This window comes from Sphingomonas sp. 8AM (assembly GCF_902506455.1).
GTDB lineage: Bacteria > Pseudomonadota > Alphaproteobacteria > Sphingomonadales > Sphingomonadaceae > Sphingomonas.
The window spans coordinates 423,728-440,693 of the sequence record NZ_LR733844.1 but is presented as its reverse complement, the minus strand read 5'-3'; the positions used below and the strand labels follow the sequence as shown (position 1 = coordinate 440,693).

The 16,966-nt window shown below is 69.4% G+C and carries 12 protein-coding genes and 1 tRNA gene; 8 read left to right on the top strand and 5 right to left on the bottom strand.

Going from position 1 to position 16,966, the window contains the following annotated elements; translation table 11 throughout:
* Nucleotides 1-3: 3 nt before the first annotated feature.
* Nucleotides 4-933: a complex I NDUFA9 subunit family protein gene (locus BACI71_RS02150; protein ID WP_159754456.1), complete on the bottom strand. Its 930-nt coding sequence runs from the start codon at nucleotides 931-933 to the stop codon at nucleotides 4-6.
* A gap of 172 nt (nucleotides 934-1,105) precedes the next feature.
* Between BACI71_RS02150 and BACI71_RS02145 the strand changes: the two genes are divergently transcribed.
* From BACI71_RS02145 to lldD, 3 genes are all read left to right on the top strand, one after another.
* Nucleotides 1,106-1,192, top strand: a tRNA-Leu gene (locus BACI71_RS02145).
* A 192-nt stretch (nucleotides 1,193-1,384) separates the two neighbouring features.
* A complete protein-coding gene (locus BACI71_RS02140) occupies nucleotides 1,385-2,197 on the top strand; it encodes a TrmB family transcriptional regulator (protein WP_159754452.1) in 813 nt (270 codons plus the stop codon).
* A gap of 171 nt (nucleotides 2,198-2,368) precedes the next feature.
* Nucleotides 2,369-3,514, top strand: a complete 1,146-nt coding sequence (lldD, locus tag BACI71_RS02135; protein WP_159754449.1) for an FMN-dependent L-lactate dehydrogenase LldD — start codon at nucleotides 2,369-2,371, stop codon at nucleotides 3,512-3,514.
* A gap of 77 nt (nucleotides 3,515-3,591) precedes the next feature.
* Here the strand turns inward: lldD and BACI71_RS02130 are convergent, their stop codons facing one another.
* Genes BACI71_RS02130 through BACI71_RS02120 form a run of 3 tightly spaced genes read right to left on the bottom strand, consistent with a single transcriptional unit; the run spans nucleotide 3,592 to nucleotide 6,921 of the window.
* The gene (locus BACI71_RS02130) at nucleotides 3,592-4,650 is read right to left on the bottom strand and encodes a copper resistance protein B (RefSeq protein WP_236552776.1); all 1,059 of its coding nucleotides are present in this window, start codon (nucleotides 4,648-4,650) and stop codon (nucleotides 3,592-3,594) included.
* On the bottom strand, nucleotides 4,647-6,446 hold the full coding sequence (locus BACI71_RS02125) for a copper resistance system multicopper oxidase (protein ID WP_159754446.1): 1,800 nt from the start codon (nucleotides 6,444-6,446) through the stop codon (nucleotides 4,647-4,649). The genes BACI71_RS02130 and BACI71_RS02125 overlap by 4 nt, the downstream gene beginning before the upstream one ends.
* Before the next feature lie 25 nt (nucleotides 6,447-6,471).
* Nucleotides 6,472-6,921 carry a DUF2721 domain-containing protein gene (locus BACI71_RS02120; RefSeq protein WP_159754443.1) on the bottom strand — a complete coding sequence of 150 codons (450 nt, stop codon included), beginning with the start codon at nucleotides 6,919-6,921 and terminating at the stop codon, nucleotides 6,472-6,474.
* 155 nt (nucleotides 6,922-7,076) lie between these two features.
* Here BACI71_RS02120 and BACI71_RS02115 point away from each other — a divergent pair, with 155 nt between their 5' ends.
* The 5 genes from BACI71_RS02115 to BACI71_RS02095 all read left to right on the top strand — a co-directional run bounded on the left by BACI71_RS02115 (nucleotide 7,077) and on the right by BACI71_RS02095 (nucleotide 13,328).
* On the top strand, nucleotides 7,077-7,511 hold the full coding sequence (locus BACI71_RS02115; protein WP_159754440.1) for a hypothetical protein: 435 nt from the start codon (nucleotides 7,077-7,079) through the stop codon (nucleotides 7,509-7,511).
* Between the two features lie 7 nt (nucleotides 7,512-7,518).
* Nucleotides 7,519-8,244, top strand: coding sequence for a TorF family putative porin (locus BACI71_RS02110; RefSeq protein WP_159754437.1), 726 nt, complete (start codon nucleotides 7,519-7,521; stop codon nucleotides 8,242-8,244).
* A gap of 211 nt (nucleotides 8,245-8,455) precedes the next feature.
* A complete protein-coding gene (locus tag BACI71_RS02105) occupies nucleotides 8,456-9,592 on the top strand; it encodes a thiolase family protein (RefSeq protein ID WP_159754434.1) in 1,137 nt (378 codons plus the stop codon).
* Nucleotides 9,592-11,919: a 3-hydroxyacyl-CoA dehydrogenase/enoyl-CoA hydratase family protein gene (locus tag BACI71_RS02100; protein ID WP_159754431.1), complete on the top strand. Its 2,328-nt coding sequence runs from the start codon at nucleotides 9,592-9,594 to the stop codon at nucleotides 11,917-11,919. The genes BACI71_RS02105 and BACI71_RS02100 overlap by 1 nt, the downstream gene beginning before the upstream one ends.
* A gap of 107 nt (nucleotides 11,920-12,026) precedes the next feature.
* A complete protein-coding gene (locus BACI71_RS02095) occupies nucleotides 12,027-13,328 on the top strand; it encodes an OmpP1/FadL family transporter (RefSeq protein WP_159754428.1) in 1,302 nt (433 codons plus the stop codon).
* Nucleotides 13,329-13,757: 429 nt separating this feature from the next.
* Here BACI71_RS02095 and BACI71_RS02090 read toward each other — a convergent pair whose 3' ends face one another.
* On the bottom strand, nucleotides 13,758-16,910 hold the full coding sequence (locus tag BACI71_RS02090; protein WP_159754425.1) for a TRCF domain-containing protein: 3,153 nt from the start codon (nucleotides 16,908-16,910) through the stop codon (nucleotides 13,758-13,760).
* Nucleotides 16,911-16,966 lie beyond the last annotated feature (56 nt).

The following is a 16,966-nucleotide window of genomic DNA, read 5'->3' as shown; positions in this document are numbered from 1 at the left end:
GCGTCAGCCCGCCGCGCGTTCGATCATGCCGAAACGGCCCGCCTTGCGGTACCGCACCAGCCAGTCGGGGGCGACCGCATCGAGCAGGGTCGCGCCGATGCCCAGCGCCGCCAGCCCCTCGGCCCCGGCGCCGACGACGCTGTCGTGGCCGAGCAGCTTCCACTGGTCGGCGGTGATCGGCGTGCCGGGCAGCGCGGCGAGCAGGCCACCGAACGCATCGGGCAGGGGGGCGAAATGCGGCGCGCGGCCGATATGCTGCGCGATCCGCTGCTGCAATTCCAGCATCGTCAGCACTTCCGGGCCGCCCAGCTCGAAGGGGCGCCCGCCAAGCGTCTCGGGATCGGCCAGCGCGGTCACGGCCGCGCGTGCGACGTCGCCGACGAAGACGGGCTGGAAGCGCGCGTTCGGCTTCAGCACCGGCACCACCGGCAGCCGCGCGATCATGCCCGCGAAGCGGTTCACGAACTGGTCCTCGCGCCCGAACACGGTCGAGGGGCGCAGGATCGTCGCGGACGGGCAGGCGGCGCGCACCGCGTCCTCGCCCTTGCCCTTGGTCTGCGCATACAGGGAGTCGCCACTGGCGTTCGCGCCGATCGCGGAGACATGGACCAGCGCCGCGCCGTGTTTCGCCGCCGCTTCGGCGACATGCCGCGCGCCATCGACATGCACGCGCGCCAGATTGCCCGCGAACGTGCCGACGAGATTGACGACGCCGTCCGCGCCGTGAACCGCATTGGCGATCGTCTCGGGCCGGGTCACGTCGACCGCGACGAACTGCGTCTGTCCCAGCCCGCCCTGCGGCTTCAGGAAGAATGCCTGCCGCGGGTCGCGCTGCGCGATGCGCACCCGCGCGCCCGCTGACAGCAGCGCCTGCGCGATATAGCGACCGAGGAACCCCCCGCCGCCGATCAGCGTCACCAGCTTGTTGTCCATGCCGTCCTTCATCTCGAAAGCCCTTTAGCCCGTGCACGTGCCTTGCCCGCCGCACCCGGCGTTGACAAGGTTTAGCCGCTTTCAATGCCGCGCTGCAAAAAAGTGCCGAGGCCGCGACAAAATCGTGTTGACACCCCCGGCACCCGCCCATAGAGGCACCGGCCTACCCCGTGCCCAGATGGCGGAATTGGTAGACGCACCAGCTTCAGGTGCTGGCGATCGCAAGGTCGTGGAGGTTCGAGTCCTCTTCTGGGCACCACTTTCCTGGCAGGAAATCGACGCGCGATCATCGTGAAAAACGGGGGTCGCGCGACGTGCTTGTGGCGTGTGCCGCCGCGGCGAACGCTGGCGACCCGCGGATCCAGCGCGCTGGATCGATGGGAAATCTGCTATATAGCGCCGCAGCGGGTCGGCCGGGACAAGGCGCCCGCCCGTTTTCCCGGAGTACCTCATGCAGCCGAACACCGCGCTCAGCGCCTTCGGATTCACCGATCTCGAATCATCGCTCTATACCGAGCTGCTGCGGCAGGCGCCCGCCACCGGCTATCGCCTGTCGCAGCGCGTCGGCAAGGCGCCGGCCAACGTCTATCAGGCGCTGAAGGTGATGGAGCAGAAGGGCGTGCTGCTCGCCAGCAACAGTAGCGATCCGGTCACCTATACGCCGATCCCGCCCACCGAGCTGTTCGCCTCGCTCAAGCGTGATTTCGACCGTCGTCACACCGAGGCGTTCAAGTCGCTGAGCGCGGTCTATCAGCCGACTCGCGCCGAGGAATTCTTCCAGCTCCGTTCGGTGCCGCACGTCATCGAACGCGTCCGCGCGATGATCGCCGAGGCGCGCGAGATCGTGCTGTTCGACCTGTTCCCGGCCGTCTTCGACCTGTTCGCCGAGGACATGGAAGCGGCGCGCGCGCGCGGCGTGACGGTGGCCGGGATCGCCTATCGCGAGGAACATGCCGGGCCGACCGTGCCGTTCAACCGCGAGGCCGCGGCCTTCGTCGGCGATGGCTGGCCGGGGGTCGGCGTGCTGGTGGTCGCCGACGGCGCGCAGCAGTTGATGGCGCAATTGTCGCTCGACATGGAGCATGTCCTCAACGGCCTGTGGAGCGACAGCATCTTCCAGAGCTGCTTCCTGCATTCCTATGTCGCCGCGCATATCCGGCTCGTGGCGTTCCGTGCCGATCCGTCCGACCCGTTGCGCGAGCTGTCGTTGCAGCAGGCGCAGCCGCCGGGGTTGCAGATGCTGATGGCGCAGCGCGACACCTGATCGCTCCGTCATCCGGGACCTAATCCGGGATCCCGCTTCTTTTTCGCGGCAGCCAGAAGAAAGCGGGGCCCCGGATCAAGTCCGGGGCGACGGTGAAATCGGCTTTGGGGTGGCATCGCAACCATCCTCGGCTAGGCAAGCGCTCAACCACCACGGAGGACCCGACAGGACATGGCGAAGGCGGCATCGGCGCTCGATTACCGCGAGCTGGCGCGACGGCGGCTGCCGCGGTTCCTGTTCGAATATATCGATGGTGGCAGCTATGCCGAGGCGACACTGCGCCGCAACGTCGATGATCTCGCCGATATCGCGCTGCGCCAGCGCGTCCTGACCGATGTCTCGACGCTCGACCTGAGCACCGAATTGTTCGGGCGGCGGCAGGCACTGCCGGTCGCGCTTGCGCCGATCGGATTGGCGGGAATGAACGCGCGGCGCGGCGAGGTGCAGGCAGCGCGCGCCGCGAACAAGGCCGGGGTGCCGTTCTGCCTGTCGACCGTCTCGGCCTGCCCGATCGGCGAGGTCGCGGCGCAGACCGACGCACCGTTCTGGTTCCAGCTCTACATGATCCGTGACCGCGCGTTCATGAAGGACCTGCTCGCGCAGGCGCGCGCCGCGGGGTGTAGCGCGCTGATCTTCACCGTCGACATGCCGGTGCCGGGCTCGCGCTATCGCGATTATCGCAGCGGGCTGGCGGGCGCGCCGGGGCTGGCGGGGGCGATCCGCCGGACGTGGCAATCCGTCCTGCGCCCGCACTGGGCATGGGACGTCGGGGTGCGCGGGCGTCCGCATCAGCTCGGCAACGTCGCGCCGGTGCTGGGGCGCAACACCGGGCTGGAGGATTTCTTCGCCTGGATGCGCAACAATTTCGACCCGAGCGTCTCGTGGCGCGATCTGGAGTTCATCCGCGACAGCTGGGACGGGCCGCTGATCATCAAGGGCATCCTCGATCGCGAGGACGCGCTGGCCGCCGCCGGGCTGGGCGCGGACGGGATCGTCGTGTCGAATCACGGCGGGCGGCAGCTCGACGGCGTGCCCTCGACCGCGCGCGCCTTGCCCGCGATCGCCGAGGCGGTGCGCGACCGGATGACGGTACTGGTGGACGGCGGGGTGCGCTCGGGGCTCGACGTGGTGCGGATGCTGGCGCTGGGCGCGAATGGCGTGCTGCTCGGTCGCGCGTGGGTCTATGCGCTGGCGGCGCGCGGCGAGGCGGGGGTGAGCCACATGCTGCAACTCGTCGAGGCCGAGATGCGGGTGGCGATGGCGCTGACCAGCTGCACGAGCATCGACAGGATCACCGGGGACGCGCTGGTGCGGTGAGCGCTGGTTGGTAGCCGACAGCGACTGACGATCGTCATTGCGAGCGTAGCGATTGCGTCGCTACGCTCGCAATGACGTCAAAACCACGCCCGCACCCCCAGCGCCACGACCGCGCCGTCACCGCCTCCGCGCAGCCGCCGCGTCGCGCCGAACGCGCGCTCCCATGACACGCCGACATAGGGCGCGAATTCGCGGCGGAGTTCGTAGCGGAGCCGCAGCCCCAGTTCGGCATCGACCAGCCCCGCGCCGATCCGGTCCCGCGCGACGTCCTGCGCCGCCAGGTTCAGCTCGGCGCGCGGTTGCAGGATCAGCCGCTGCGTGATCCGCTGGTCGTAATAGCCTTCGACGCGCGCCAGCAGGTCGCCGCGGTCGGAGAGGAAGGCGGTCGCCTCGACATCGAACCAATAGGGCGCGAGCCCCTCGATGCTGGCGACGGCATAGCGGCGGTCCGCGCCGATCTCCTGCCGGATGCCGCCCTGCACGTTGAAATAGGGCCCGATCGCGCGGCTGTAGAGCGCCTGCACCTCGCCACCGGCACGGTTGCCGAAGCGGCCATCGCCCTCGCTCTTCACCACCAGCCGGTCGACATCGCCACCGAACCATGCCTCGCCGTCCCACCGATAGCCGTCGCGCCCCGCGCGCGGTTGCAGCTCGGCGATGTTGAGCATCACCTGCGTGAAGGTCATCCCGCCATGTTCGTGGCGCAACCGCGCGCGCGCCGGCGCCATCGCCGCGGCGCCCCAGACGCGGTCGGCATAGGTCGGAGCCGGCGCCGCAGGAGCCGGTGCGTCGCCAGCGGGCAGCGCGGTGCCGCTCGCCGCGGCATCGTTCGGCGCGGCGCGGCAATGTCCCATTGCGGCATGTTCGGGCGGGCAGGGCTCGGACGGTCCGGTCGCCGGGAGCGCTGCGGGCGCCTCGCAATGTCCCATCGCCGCCAGCTCGGGCGAGCAGGCGGCGACCTCGGGCATGCTCATCGCCGCCGCCTTCGGCCGCATTACGTGCTTCGTCGTGCGCCGCCGCGGCTTCGGCCGTGCGGCCGGCTTGTGCATCGGCATTGTCATGCCCGGCATGTGCCCCGCATGCTCCATCCCCGGCATCTGCGCGGCGGCGAGCGCGAGCGCCAGCGTCACGCTCATGCCGCGGTCTCGCCGCGCGGGCGGACGGTGACGACCTGCATCATCCCGGCGTGCATGTGGTAGAGCATGTGGCAGTGGAACGCCCAGTCGCCGACCGCATCGGCGGTCAGGTCGAAGGTGACGATGCCCCCGGGCTGGACCTGTACGGTGTGCTTGCGCGGAGCGTAATCGCCGTGCCCGGTGACCAGCTCGAAATAATGGCCGTGCAGGTGAATGGGATGCCCCATCATCGTGTCGTTGACCAGCGTCACGCGCACGCGCTCGTTCTCCAGAAACGCGAAGGGCGCGACGACCTCGTTCAGCTTCTCGCCGTCGAACGCCCACATATAGCGTTCCATGTTGCCGGTCAGATGGATGCGCAGCGCGCGGTCGGGTGCACGCACGTCGGGGTTGCGCGTCGCGGCGACGAGATCGCGGTAGGTCAGCACCCGGTGGTCGACATCGGCCAGCCCCTGTCCGGGCTCGCCGGTGCGGTCGACCGGCATGGGGGCGATCGTCTGGACGCTGGGCGTGCGCTTCACCTCGGGCGCATTGGCGAAGTCGCGCATCGAATGGTTCATCGCGGTCATGTCGGGGCCGTCCATCCGCTGACCGGCCATGTCGTGACCGCTCATGGCGCCCATGTCGTGAGCGCTCATGTCGTGTGGCGGCGTGGCATCGGCGCCGCCCATCGCCATCGCGCCCATCCCCATGTCCTTCATGGTCGCGAGCGGACGCGGGCGCAGCGACGGGGCGGCGGCGCGCATCCCGACGCGCGGCGCCAGCGTGGCGAGCGCCATGCCCGAGCGATCGACGCTCTCGGCGACCAGCGCATAGGCGCGGTCGTCGCCCGGCGTGATGATGACGTCATAGGTCTCGGCGACCGCGATCTGGAGTTCGTCGACTGGCACCGGGCGCACCGCCAGCCCGTCGGCCGCGACCACCGTCATCGCCAGCCCCGGCAGCCGCACGTTGAAGGTCGTCATCGCCGAGGCGTTGATCAGCCGCAGCCGCACGCGCTCGCCCGGCGCGAACAGACCCGTCCATGGGTCGCGCGGACCGTGGCCGTTGACCAGATAGGTATAGGTGGCGGCGGTCACATCGGCGATGTCGGCCGGGTCCATCCGCATCTTGCCCCACGCCCGCCGCTCGCCCGCGGGCTGGTCGCGACCGGCGAGCAGCCCGGCCAGCGTCTGCTTCTGGTAATTGAAATAGCCGCCCTGCTGCTTGAGCTTGCGGAAGATCGCGTGCGGGTGGAGCTGGCTGTGGTCGGAGAGCAGGATCACATGCTCGCGCGGCGACGCGGCCGGGTCGGGGGTGGCGGGGTCGATCACGATCGGGCCGTACAGCCCCATCTGCTCCTGCAACCCCGAATGGCTGTGGTACCAATAGGTGCCGGCCTGCTTCACCGCGAATTCGTAGGTGAAGGTCGCACCGGGCGCGATGCCGGGGAAGCTGACGCCGGGCACCCCGTCCATCTGGAACGGCACGAGCAGCCCGTGCCAGTGGATCGAGCTTTCCTCGTCCAGCGCATTCTCGACGTGCAGCCGCACCGTCTGCCCCTCACGGAGCCGGATCAGCGGCGCGGGGGCGCGGCCGTTGATGCCGATTGCATGGCTTTGCCGGCCGTCGATCGTCATCATCTGGTGTGCGATGCGCAGATGGATGTCGTCGCCCGCTACCTCGGGAGACGCGGCGATCCCGACGCTGCCGGACTGAGCCCATGCGGGCGCGCACGCGCTCGCCACCAGCACGCCGCCGGCGCGCAGAAGGTCGCGGCGGCCGAACCGGGCCGCCGTGTCATGATCGCTCGTCATGCGCGTCATATAAGGCGTCCGCGCATCAATGCAGCAGTTCGTCGCGGACCCGGATCGCGCGACTCGACAGCCGCACCTCGATCATGAACGCGACGAACGCCGCGATCAGCAGCGACATGGCGAGGATGAAGCTGACCGCGACATACGGACCGATATGGCTATGCGTCAGTGCGCCCATGAACAGCAAAGCGACGACGATACAGGTCGCCACCGCGCTGGCCACGGCGAGGAACAGCGCGAAGTTGATGACGCTCATCCGCTTGGCAAGGCGGCGCAATTCCCACACCAGCCGCGCGCGTTCGTCGACCCCGATCTGCGGGTGGCGCTCCTCCAGCACGCGGACGCGATCGATCACGCGCGACAGCCGGCCGGTCAGCACGTTGAGCAACGCGCCGATGCCGGTCAGCACGAAGACCGGGCTGAGCGAGGCCTGGATCGCCTCGGCGATGGTGGGCAGGGCGGGGGCATACGGCATTGCGGCATGTTGTGGCGTGTCGTGGCGCGATCGACAACGCTGGATGACAAATTGTTACGAACGCGACCGGATCGTTGAAGCGGCGCGGCGCGTACGTATCTCGGGATACGGTCACCGGGCAGCATGGTCCGGGGCCGACGCAAGGAGAAACGCCAATGATCGTCTCGATCGTCGCCGGGCTGTTGCTCGGCACCCCCATCGCCGAAGAGGCGCACCGCGTGCAGATGGATCACCGCGGGCAACAGGTCGACGTCACCTATCGCAGCGCGGTCGGCGTCACGCACAAGCAGATCGGCGCGGTCGGCGCACCCGGTCGCCCCAGCGGCTTGCGCTGCGCATGGACCGCCTCGGTCGACGTCCACCGCGAGGCACGCCATGCCGCCGGGCATGTGATGGCGCGCACGATCAGCGCCGACACAGCCCTGACCGGCAGCCGGCCGGGCTGGTGCGCGACGCAGCGCGACGCGATCGCGCAGGATGTCGCGGCACGCAGCAGCAAGGTCCGCGACCATTTGCTGGCGGTCGCCGCGCGCGATCAGGATCATCTGGTCGCCGAACTCGACGCCGCGCACGACCGGGTCCGCGGCTGAGGTGCGGATGCATCATGTGATCGCCGCCATGCTCTTGGGCGTGGCGGCGCTGCCCGCCGCGGCGCAGGTCCAGGCCGGCGTCGAACTCGCCACCGACGAGCGCCGCCGCGGGATCAGCTGGAGCGAGGGCAAGGCGGCGCCGTCCGCCTATGCGCGGATCGACCTGCCCGCCGGGTTCGATCTCGGCGCGCGCGTGCTCGCCACGCGCGGCGACGCGCGCCACGACGGCGCGGACGGCGTGATCGAGCCGACGCTCGGCTATTCGCGCGACCTCGCCGGCTTCCGCCTCGATGCATTCGCGACCGGGCATTTCTTCACCGGCGCGCGTGGGGCGATGGATTACGGCGAGCTGGGCGCAGGGCTCAACTATTCGCTCGGCCCGGCACAGGCCGGGGTCGAGGCGCGCTACGCCCCCTCGCAGAGCGCGATCGGCGGCGACAATCTCTATCTCGGCGTGCGCGGGCGCGTCGGCATCCCGGCGACGCCGTGGACGGTGACCGGCAGCGCCGGGCGGTCATCGGGCAGCGTCGACGATCCGATCCGCGCGGCGCGGCTGCGGCCGGGCGGGACCTATCGCGACTGGTCGCTGGGGGTGCAGCATATCACCGGACCGCTGACCGTGGGACTTGAATATACCGGCACCGACATCCGCGATGCGCCGGACGTGTCGCGGTTCGCGGTGCATGAACACGCCGGCGACCGCTTGGCGGCGCGGATCTCGCTGGGGATTTGACCGATCACCGTCGCCGCTGCGCAGGCAGGGGCCCATGTCTGCATCGTCGAACTGAAACATCCGACACACGGACGACATCCTTGTGTCAGTTCATCCGCGACACGCGACAGACATAGGCCCTGCCTGCAGGGGCGACGAAGCAAAACCCCCTTGAGCGTCCGCTGACGTTGACGTAAACGGTAGCCAACATATCGCATCGAGAGGGTTACCGATGACCGACGTCGTGATTGCCGGCTATGCCCGGTCGCCGTTCCATCTGGCGGGCAAGGGCGCGCTGGCGCGGGTCCGGCCCGATGACCTTGCTGCGCAGACGATCCGGGGGCTGATCGAGAAGACCGGCGTCGACGCCGCGCTGATCGAGGATATCGTGCTCGGCTGCGCCTTTCCGGAGGGTGAGCAGGGGCTGAACGTCGCGCGCATGATCGGCCTGCTCGCCGATCTCCCGCTGTCGGTCGGCGGCATGACCGTCAACCGCTTCTGCGGCTCGTCGATGAGCGCGATCCATATCGCGATGGGCCAGATCGCGGTCGGCGCGGGCGAGGCGTATATCTGCGCCGGGCTGGAATCGATGAGCCGCGTGCCGATGGGTGGCTACAATCCGCTCCCCAATCCCGACCTCGCCGCGAAGAGCGCGGGTGCGTACATGGGGATGGGGCAGACCGCCGAGAACGTCGCGCAAAAGTACCAGATCACCCGCACCGAGCAGGAAGCCTTTGCGGTGAAGAGCCAGCAGAAGGCCGCCGCCGCGCGTGAGGATGGTCGCCTGTCCGACGAGATCGTCGCGATCAAGACGAAGGCCGGCGCGGTCGATCAGGACGGCACGCTCCGCCCCGACACCACTGCCGAGGCGCTCGCCGGGCTCAAGCCGGCCTTCTCGCAGGACGGCTCGGTAACCGCGGGCACTTCCTCGCCGCTCACCGATGGCGCGAGCGCAGTGCTCGTCACCTCGGAAGCGTTTGCGAAGCAGCACAACCTCCCGATCCTCGCCAGGATCAAGGCGATCAGCGTTTCGGGCTGCGATCCCGAGACGATGGGGCTCGGCCCGATCGGCGCGTCCAAGAAGGCGCTGGAGCGTGCGGGCATCTCGTCGAGCGACCTCGATATTGTCGAGATCAACGAGGCGTTCGCGTCGCAGGCGATCGCCTGCATTCGCGACCTCGGGCTCAAGGAAGAGACGATCAACCTCGACGGCGGCGCGATCGCGATCGGCCACCCGCTCGGCGCGACCGGCGCCCGGATCGTCGGCAAGGCCGCCGCGCTGCTCGCCCGTGAGGGCAAGCGCTATGCGCTCGCCACCCAGTGCATCGGCGGCGGGCAGGGCATCGCCACCGTGCTGGAGCGCGTGTGATGAGTGACAACATCCGAAAGGTCTGCGTGATCGGCGCAGGCGTGATGGGGGCGGGCATCGCCGCGCAGGTCGCCAATGCCGGCGTGCCGGTGCTGCTGCTCGACATCCCCGCCCGCGAAGGCGACGATCGCGATGCGGTCGCCAAGGCCGCGGTCGCGAAGATGCTCAAGACCGAACCCGCACCTTTCATGTCCAATGCGGCAGCCAGACTGGTCGAGACGGGCAACATCGACGACCATCTGGCACGGGTTTCCGAATGCGACTGGATCGTCGAGGCGATCGTCGAGCGGCTCGACATCAAGCAGTCGCTCTATGCGAAGCTGGAGGCGTTGAAGCGTCCGGGCACCGCGGTGTCGTCGAACACCTCGACGATCCCGCTCGAGCGGCTGGTCGGGGGGCGGAGCGAACAGTTCCGCCGCGACTTCCTCATCACGCACTTCTTCAACCCGCCGCGCTACATGCGGCTGGTCGAGATCGTCCGCGGCACGGACACCGACGCCGGCACCGCCGGCAAGGTCGAGGATTTCGTCGACCGCTTTATGGGCAAGCGCATCGTCCGCGCCAAGGACACGCCGGGCTTCATCGCCAATCGCATCGGCACCTATTGGCTGGCGGTCGCGGTCAATGCCGCGATCGATCAGGGGCTTACCGTTGAGGAAGCCGACCAGATCGGCGGTCGCCCGATGGGCGTGCCCAAGACGGGCATCTTCGCGCTGATCGATCTCGTCGGCGTCGACCTGATGCCGCTGCTCGCCAAGAGCCTGTCGAGCACCTTGCCGGAGGGCGATCCGTATTTCGCGACCGTCCGCCCGCTGCCGCTGGTCGACCGGATGATCGCGGAGGGCTTCACCGGCCGCAAGGGCAAGGGCGGCTTCTACCGCCTCGACAAAAGCGCGGACGGCAAGCGCACCAAGCTGGCGATCGACCTGACCTCGGGCGAATACCGCCCCGAGGCCAAGCCCGAGGCGCTGCCCGCCGCCGCCGAGAAGGACCTCGCCGCGCTCGTCACCGTGCCCGGCAAGGTCGGCGATTATGCGTGGACGATCCTCGGCAACGTGCTGAGCTACGCCGCGATGCTGGTCGGCGAGGCTGCCGATGACGTCGTCGCGATCGATGACGCAATGAAGCTCGGCTATAACTGGAAATTGGGCCCGTTCGAGCTGATCGACCGGCTCGGGCCGGGCAAGCTCGCCGAGCGGCTGCGCGCCGAGGGCCGCGCCGTGCCCGCAATCCTCGACACCGCCGGCGACCGCCCGTTCTACCGCGTCGAAGGCGGGGTGCGGCAGTATCTCGGCAGCGACGGTGCCTATCACGACGTCCCGCGCGCCGAGGGCGTGGTGCTGCTCGAGGACATCAAGCGTCGCGCGCAGCCCGTGGCGAAGAGCGCGTCCGCCGCGTTGTGGGATATCGGGGACGGCGTGCTGTGCCTCGAATTCACCGCCAAGATGAACGCGCTCGACGGCGAGGTCGCCAGCCTGATCCAGCAGGCGATCCCGCTGGTGCAGGAGCAGTACAAGGCACTGGTGATCTATAACGAAGGCAGCAACTTCTCGGCCGGTGCCAATCTCGGGCTCGCCTTGTTCGCGGTGAAGGCCGGGGCATGGGGCGAGATCGAAAAGCTGATCCGCGGCGGGCAACAGGCGTTCAAGGCGCTGAAATACGCACCGTTCCCGGTGGTCAGCGCGCCCGCGAGCATGGCGCTGGGCGGCGGCTGCGAGGTGCTGCTCCACTCCGACGCGGTGCAGGCGCATGCCGAGAGCTATATCGGGCTCGTCGAGGCCGGCGTCGGGCTGGTGCCGGGCTGGGGCGGGCATGGCGAGTTGCTCGACCGGCTTGCCAAGTCGAAGGGGATGCCGCGCGGGCCGATGCCGGCCGTCATGAAGGCATTCGAGCTGATCTCAACCGCGCAGGTGTCGCGTTCGGCGGCGCAGGCCAGGGAGATGGCGTTCCTGCGTCCCTCCGACGGCATTACCATGAACCGCGACCGGTTGCTCGCCGATGCCAAGGCGAGGGCGCTGGCGCTGGTCGATGGCTACACCCCGCCCGAGCCGCCGACCTTCCGCCTGCCGGGCGCGAGCGGGCGCACCGGGCTGGCGGGCGCAGTCGCCGACTTCCGCCGCAAGGGCGTTGCCACCGCCTATGACGAGGTGGTCGCGGGGCGGCTCGCCAACGTGCTGACGGGCGGCGAGGCCGATCTGGTCGACACCGTCACCGAGCAGCAATTGCTCGATCTGGAGCGTGAGGCTTTCATGGAAAGCGCGCATGACGAGCGTACCCACGCCCGCGTCGAAAGCATGTTGATGACCGGCAAGCCGTTGCGCAATTGACCCACATCCTCCCCGCCGGTCCGGGCGGGGGAGACAGTTCATCCTGCGTTCAACGGAACGGGGCGCAGGAACACCGGGCCCAGACACAAAAAGACATGAGGATCGCCATGAACACCCGTCACCGCATCATCGCCTCACTGGCCGTGCTGGCCGGTTCGTCCGCATTGGCCGGCGCCGCGCACGCGCAGGCTTTCTACCTTCAGGAGCAGGCGGCGCGCGGCGCGGGCCGCGCCTTCTCGGGCGAGACCGCTGACACCGGTGCGGCGTCGCTGTGGTGGAATCCGGCGGCGATCGCCGGGATCGAGCGCGCCGAGGCGACGGTCAGCGCGTCGGTGATCCTCCCCAAGGGCGATGTGGTCGATAACGGCACCGTGATCCGCCGTCCGGGCGGCACGTTCGCGCCGGTCGGCGGCGCGTCGACGTCGCGCGACCCGATCAACAAGGGCGTGCTGCCTTCCGGCGCGGTGGCGGTGCCGCTCGGCGACCGGCTCGCGGTCGGGCTTGCGGTGACGTCGCCGTACAGCTTCACGACCGATTACAGCAGCGACAGCTGGGCGCGCTACAGCGCCGACCGCACCTATCTGCGCACCTTCGACATCCAGCCGTCGGTCGCAGTGGCGGTCACCGACTGGCTGCGCGTCGGCGGTGCCGCCAATGTCGAGCACGTCGACGCCAGCCTCGGCAATGCTTTGCCCAACCTTTCGTCGACGCTTCCCGACGGCAATCAGACGTTGAAGGGTGATGGCTGGGATGTGGGCTGGAGCGCGGGCTTCCAGATGCACAACGACTGGGCGACGGTCGGCGTCAGCTACAAGTCGGCGATCAAGCACACGCTCAAGGGTGACCTGACCGTCAGCGGGCTGCTCGGGCCGCTTGCCGGGCAGAACCGCGTCCTCAACGGCGTCGAGGCGACGTTCTACACGCCCGCGCAGATCATGGTCGGCGGCCGCTTCCGCGCCACCGACCGTCTGACGCTCAACGCGCAGACGATCCGCTCGACCTGGGAAAAGTTCGACGCGATCCGGCTCGGCGCACCGATCAACGCCGCGCTGCCCGAGAATTATCGCAACATCTGGAGCTATGCCGCGGGCATCGACTACGCCGTGTCGCCGCGGCTGACGTTGCGCGGCGGTGCGCAGCGCACGCTGACCCCGACCCGCGACGGCGAGCGTGACGCGCGCGTGCCCGATGCGAACCGCTGGAATTACGCGCTGGGTGCGTCGTTCGACGTGACGCCGCACTTCTCGCTGGATGCTGCCGCCAATTACGTCGACTTCGCCGACACGACGATCGACCGTACGACGGCGGCCTATGCCGGCACTGCGGTGCAGACGCCGATCCTCGTCAACGGCCGTCTGGAGGATGCCCGCGCGGTGGTCCTGTCGCTCGGCGGCCGCGTGCGCTTCTAAGGATCGTAGAGGGGAGGAAGCTTTCTTCCTCCCCGCCCCGTCATTCCCGCGAAGGCGGGAATCCAGACGCGCATGTCGTTGCAGGAGCCGCGACGTCAAAGGGTTCTGGACTCCCGCCTTCGCGAGGCTTCCGCGAAAGCGCAGGACCATGCCCCTTGCACGCCGTACCCCGGCGAAGGCCGGGGTCCAGTTGGCAAGGTGTTTCAGCTCATTACAAACCTCCCCCACCTGGGCCCCGGCCTTCGCCGGGGTACAAGAAGGGGAGTTTTGCAGAGGTTTCGCCTTCACGGGAATGACAACCTAGAGGCAGACGCAGCTGTCCTACACCGTCCAACAACTGCTATCCTGAGAGTCGCTCCGCGCAAAACCGCGGCACTGGACACGCGCTCTACCCCCCGTTCTGCGCCACCTTCGCCAACATCCGCGCGTTTACGCCTCGGCCAGCTCGCGCACCAGCTCGCCCGCACGCTCCAGCCGGGCGAACGGATCGTCGATCCGCTCGCGCAGCAGGAAGCGCCGTTCCTTCTGCTCCAGCCCGAACGCCGCCGCATCGATCGCCGTACCGTTATGCGGCTCCAGCGCCACCGCCGCCGGCCCCGCGCTGACCTTGGCGATCCCCGCCGCGCGCGCGTCGACGCGCAGCCGCGCGGTCGCCAGCAGGGTGCGCGCCTCGTCGGGGAGCGCACCGAACCGATCCTCCAGTTCCTCCTCCAGCGCGTCGAGCGCCGCCGCCTCGGTGATCCGCGCCAGCCGCGCATAGATCGTCACGCGCAGTTCCTCGTCGGGGATCCACGTCTCGGGCAAGCGCCCCTCAATCCCGAGGTGCAGCTCGGGCGTCCAGCGCTCGACCTCCTCGCCGCGCGCGCGGCGCAGCGCGCCTTCGAGCAACTGCTGGTAAAGATCGATCCCGATCAGCTTCATATGCCCGGCCTGCGTCTCGCCGAGCAGGTCGCCCGCGCCGCGCATGTCGAGGTCGCGCGCGCTGATCGCGAAGCCGGCACCCAGCCGGTCGAACGCCTCCAGCGTCCGCAGCCGCTTGAGCGTGCGCGGCGCGATCTCATGCTCCGGATCGGTGAACAGCAAGACCTGCCCGCGCCGGCTGCCGCGTCCGACACGCCCGCGTAGCTGGTGGAGCTGCGACAGCCCGAAGCGGTCGGCATGCGCGATCACCATCGTATTGGCGCGCGGTACGTCGAGCCCGGCCTCGATGATGTTCGTGGCGAGCAGCACGTCGCCCTCGCCGCGGCCAAAGCGCACCATCGCCGCATCGAGATCGTCGGCGGGCAATTTGCCATGCGCCTCAATCACGTCGAGGTTCGGGACGAGCTTGCCGAGCTGTTCGGCGAGCGGCGCCATGTCGGCGATCCGGGGCACCACCACGAAGCTCTGTCCGCCGCGGCTCTTCTCACGCAGCAGCGCGGCGCGCAGCGTCTCGGGGTTGAAGCTGCCGACCGCGGTGCGGATCGGCTGGCGGCGCGCGGGCGGGGTGGCGATGATCGACAATTGCTGGAGCCCGACCAACGCCGATTGCAGCGTGCGCGGAATCGGGGTCGCCGACAGCGCCAGGACGTGCCCGGCCGACAGCCCGCGCAATTTGTCCTTGTCCGCCGCGCCGAAGCGCTGCTCCTCGTCGATCACGACCAGCGCCAGGTCCTTATATTCGACCCCCTTGCCCGCAACCGCGCCGGTGCCGACCGCGATCTGGATCGAGCCGTCGGCCAGCCCGGCCTTGACGCGCTTCTTCTCGGCGGCGCTTGACAGCCGTGACAGGCCGGCGACTTCGATGCCGCTGCCCTCAAAGCGTGCGGTGAAGGTTTCGAGATGCTGACGCGCGAGCACGGTGGTTGGCGCAGCAATCGCGACCTGCTTGCCCGCCAGCACGGCGAGCGCCGCGGCGCGCAACGCGACCTCGGTCTTGCCGTAGCCGACGTCGCCGATCACCAGTCGGTCCATCGGTCGCCCGGCGGCAAGGTCGGCGCGCACCGCGGCGATCGCCTTGGCCTGATCGGCGGTTTCGGTGAAGGCGAAGGCGGCCGCAAACCGCTCATAGGCCGCAGGGTCCGGGTCGAGCACCGGTGCGTCGCGCGCGGCGCGTTCCTCGGCGAGCGCGGTCAGGTCGCGCGCGCTCTGCGCAATCGCGGCGTCAATCTCGCCGCGCCGCTTCTGCCAGCTCGATCCGTCGAGCCGGTCGAGCGTCACCGCATCCGCCTCTGCGCCGTAGCGCCAGATGCGGTCGGCCTCGCCGACCGGCACGAGCCGCACGCCGTCCTGTGCATAGGTCAGCTTGATCGCGTCGCCGCCATCGTCGGGCAGTTGCTCCAGACCGGCAACGACGCCGATCCCGTGATCCTCGTGGACGACGACATCACCGATCCGGATCTCGCCGAAGTCGAGCAGACCGGCATCGGTCGGCGCGCCGGCGCGTTGCTCGCGCTCGGCACGGCTGCCGAGCAGGTCGGCGGCCGCGATCGCGAGCACGCCCTTGCGACGGAAGCCACGATCGGCTGCCCATTCGAGCGCCAGCAACGCGCCACGCTTTGCCTTGGCCACCTCGGCCCATGCGTCGACCGCGGCAGGCTCGTCGCCAAGTGCCTTGGCAACCCGCTTACGCAGGAAACGCAGGTCGCGGGCGCTGCCGAGCAAGACGAGGCGGTCGCCTGCCTCGCGCGCTTCTTTCGCCAGCTTGGCAAAAGCGCGTAGCGGCGCCTTGTTTTCGGCGAAGCGTGGCGGCGGCTCTCCTTCGCGGGTCAGCGTCTGTCGTTCGCGCACGTCGATCGCCTTCAGCCATGCCGCATCGTCGATCACGTCGCGCGCCGCCCGTTTGGGCGCGCGGCGGGTCGCGTCGGCGACGAGCATCAGGAACCGGCGGCGCCGGTCGTCGGCAACATCGTCGACGATTACGGTCGCGCCGGGCAGATGGTCGAGCAAGGTGGTGCGGTCGTCACCGGGGGCGGGCTCGGCAACGCGGCCCAGTTCGCGCTCTGCGACATCGTCGATCGAGCGTTGATCGGCGGGATCGTAGCAGCGCAGCGCCACCACCGTGCCGTCGGCCACCTCGATACGTAGCGGCAGTGCTGCGTCGGCGGGGAAGACGTCGAGCACTTGCCCGCGTAGCGCGACCTCGCCGGGCTCGTCGACGCGCTCGTCGCTGATGTAGCCGAGGTTTTCGAGTTCGGCGAACAACGTGGCGAGATCGAGCGCCGCGCCGTGCCTGACGGTCGGCGGCATCAAGTCGAAGGCCGCGGGCGCGGGATAGGCGCGCGCCAGCGCCTCGCCAGTAGTGATGAGCGCGATCCGCGGCGGGTGCTTCTCGGCGATGAGCCGGCGCACCCGACCCAGTGCCGAAACACGCTGGCCGACATTGGCGGGGGAGGGGGGCGCATCCTCGCCGGGCAGTGCGTCGCTGCCGGGGCAGAACAGCACTGCGGCCTCAGGCATCGCAGCCTCCAGCGCCTGCGCAACGGCGCCGGCGCGGACATCGTCGGCGAGCGCGACGATGAGGTCCTGCTTTGCCAGCAAGTCGGCAAGCATCGCGGCCTGTTCGGCGACGGAGATCGAAGCGGCCTGGTCGGCGGCGGGCATCAGCGGAAAGCGTCCATAGACCCCACGAACGGGTCGCGGGCCTTCGCCGTTCCGGG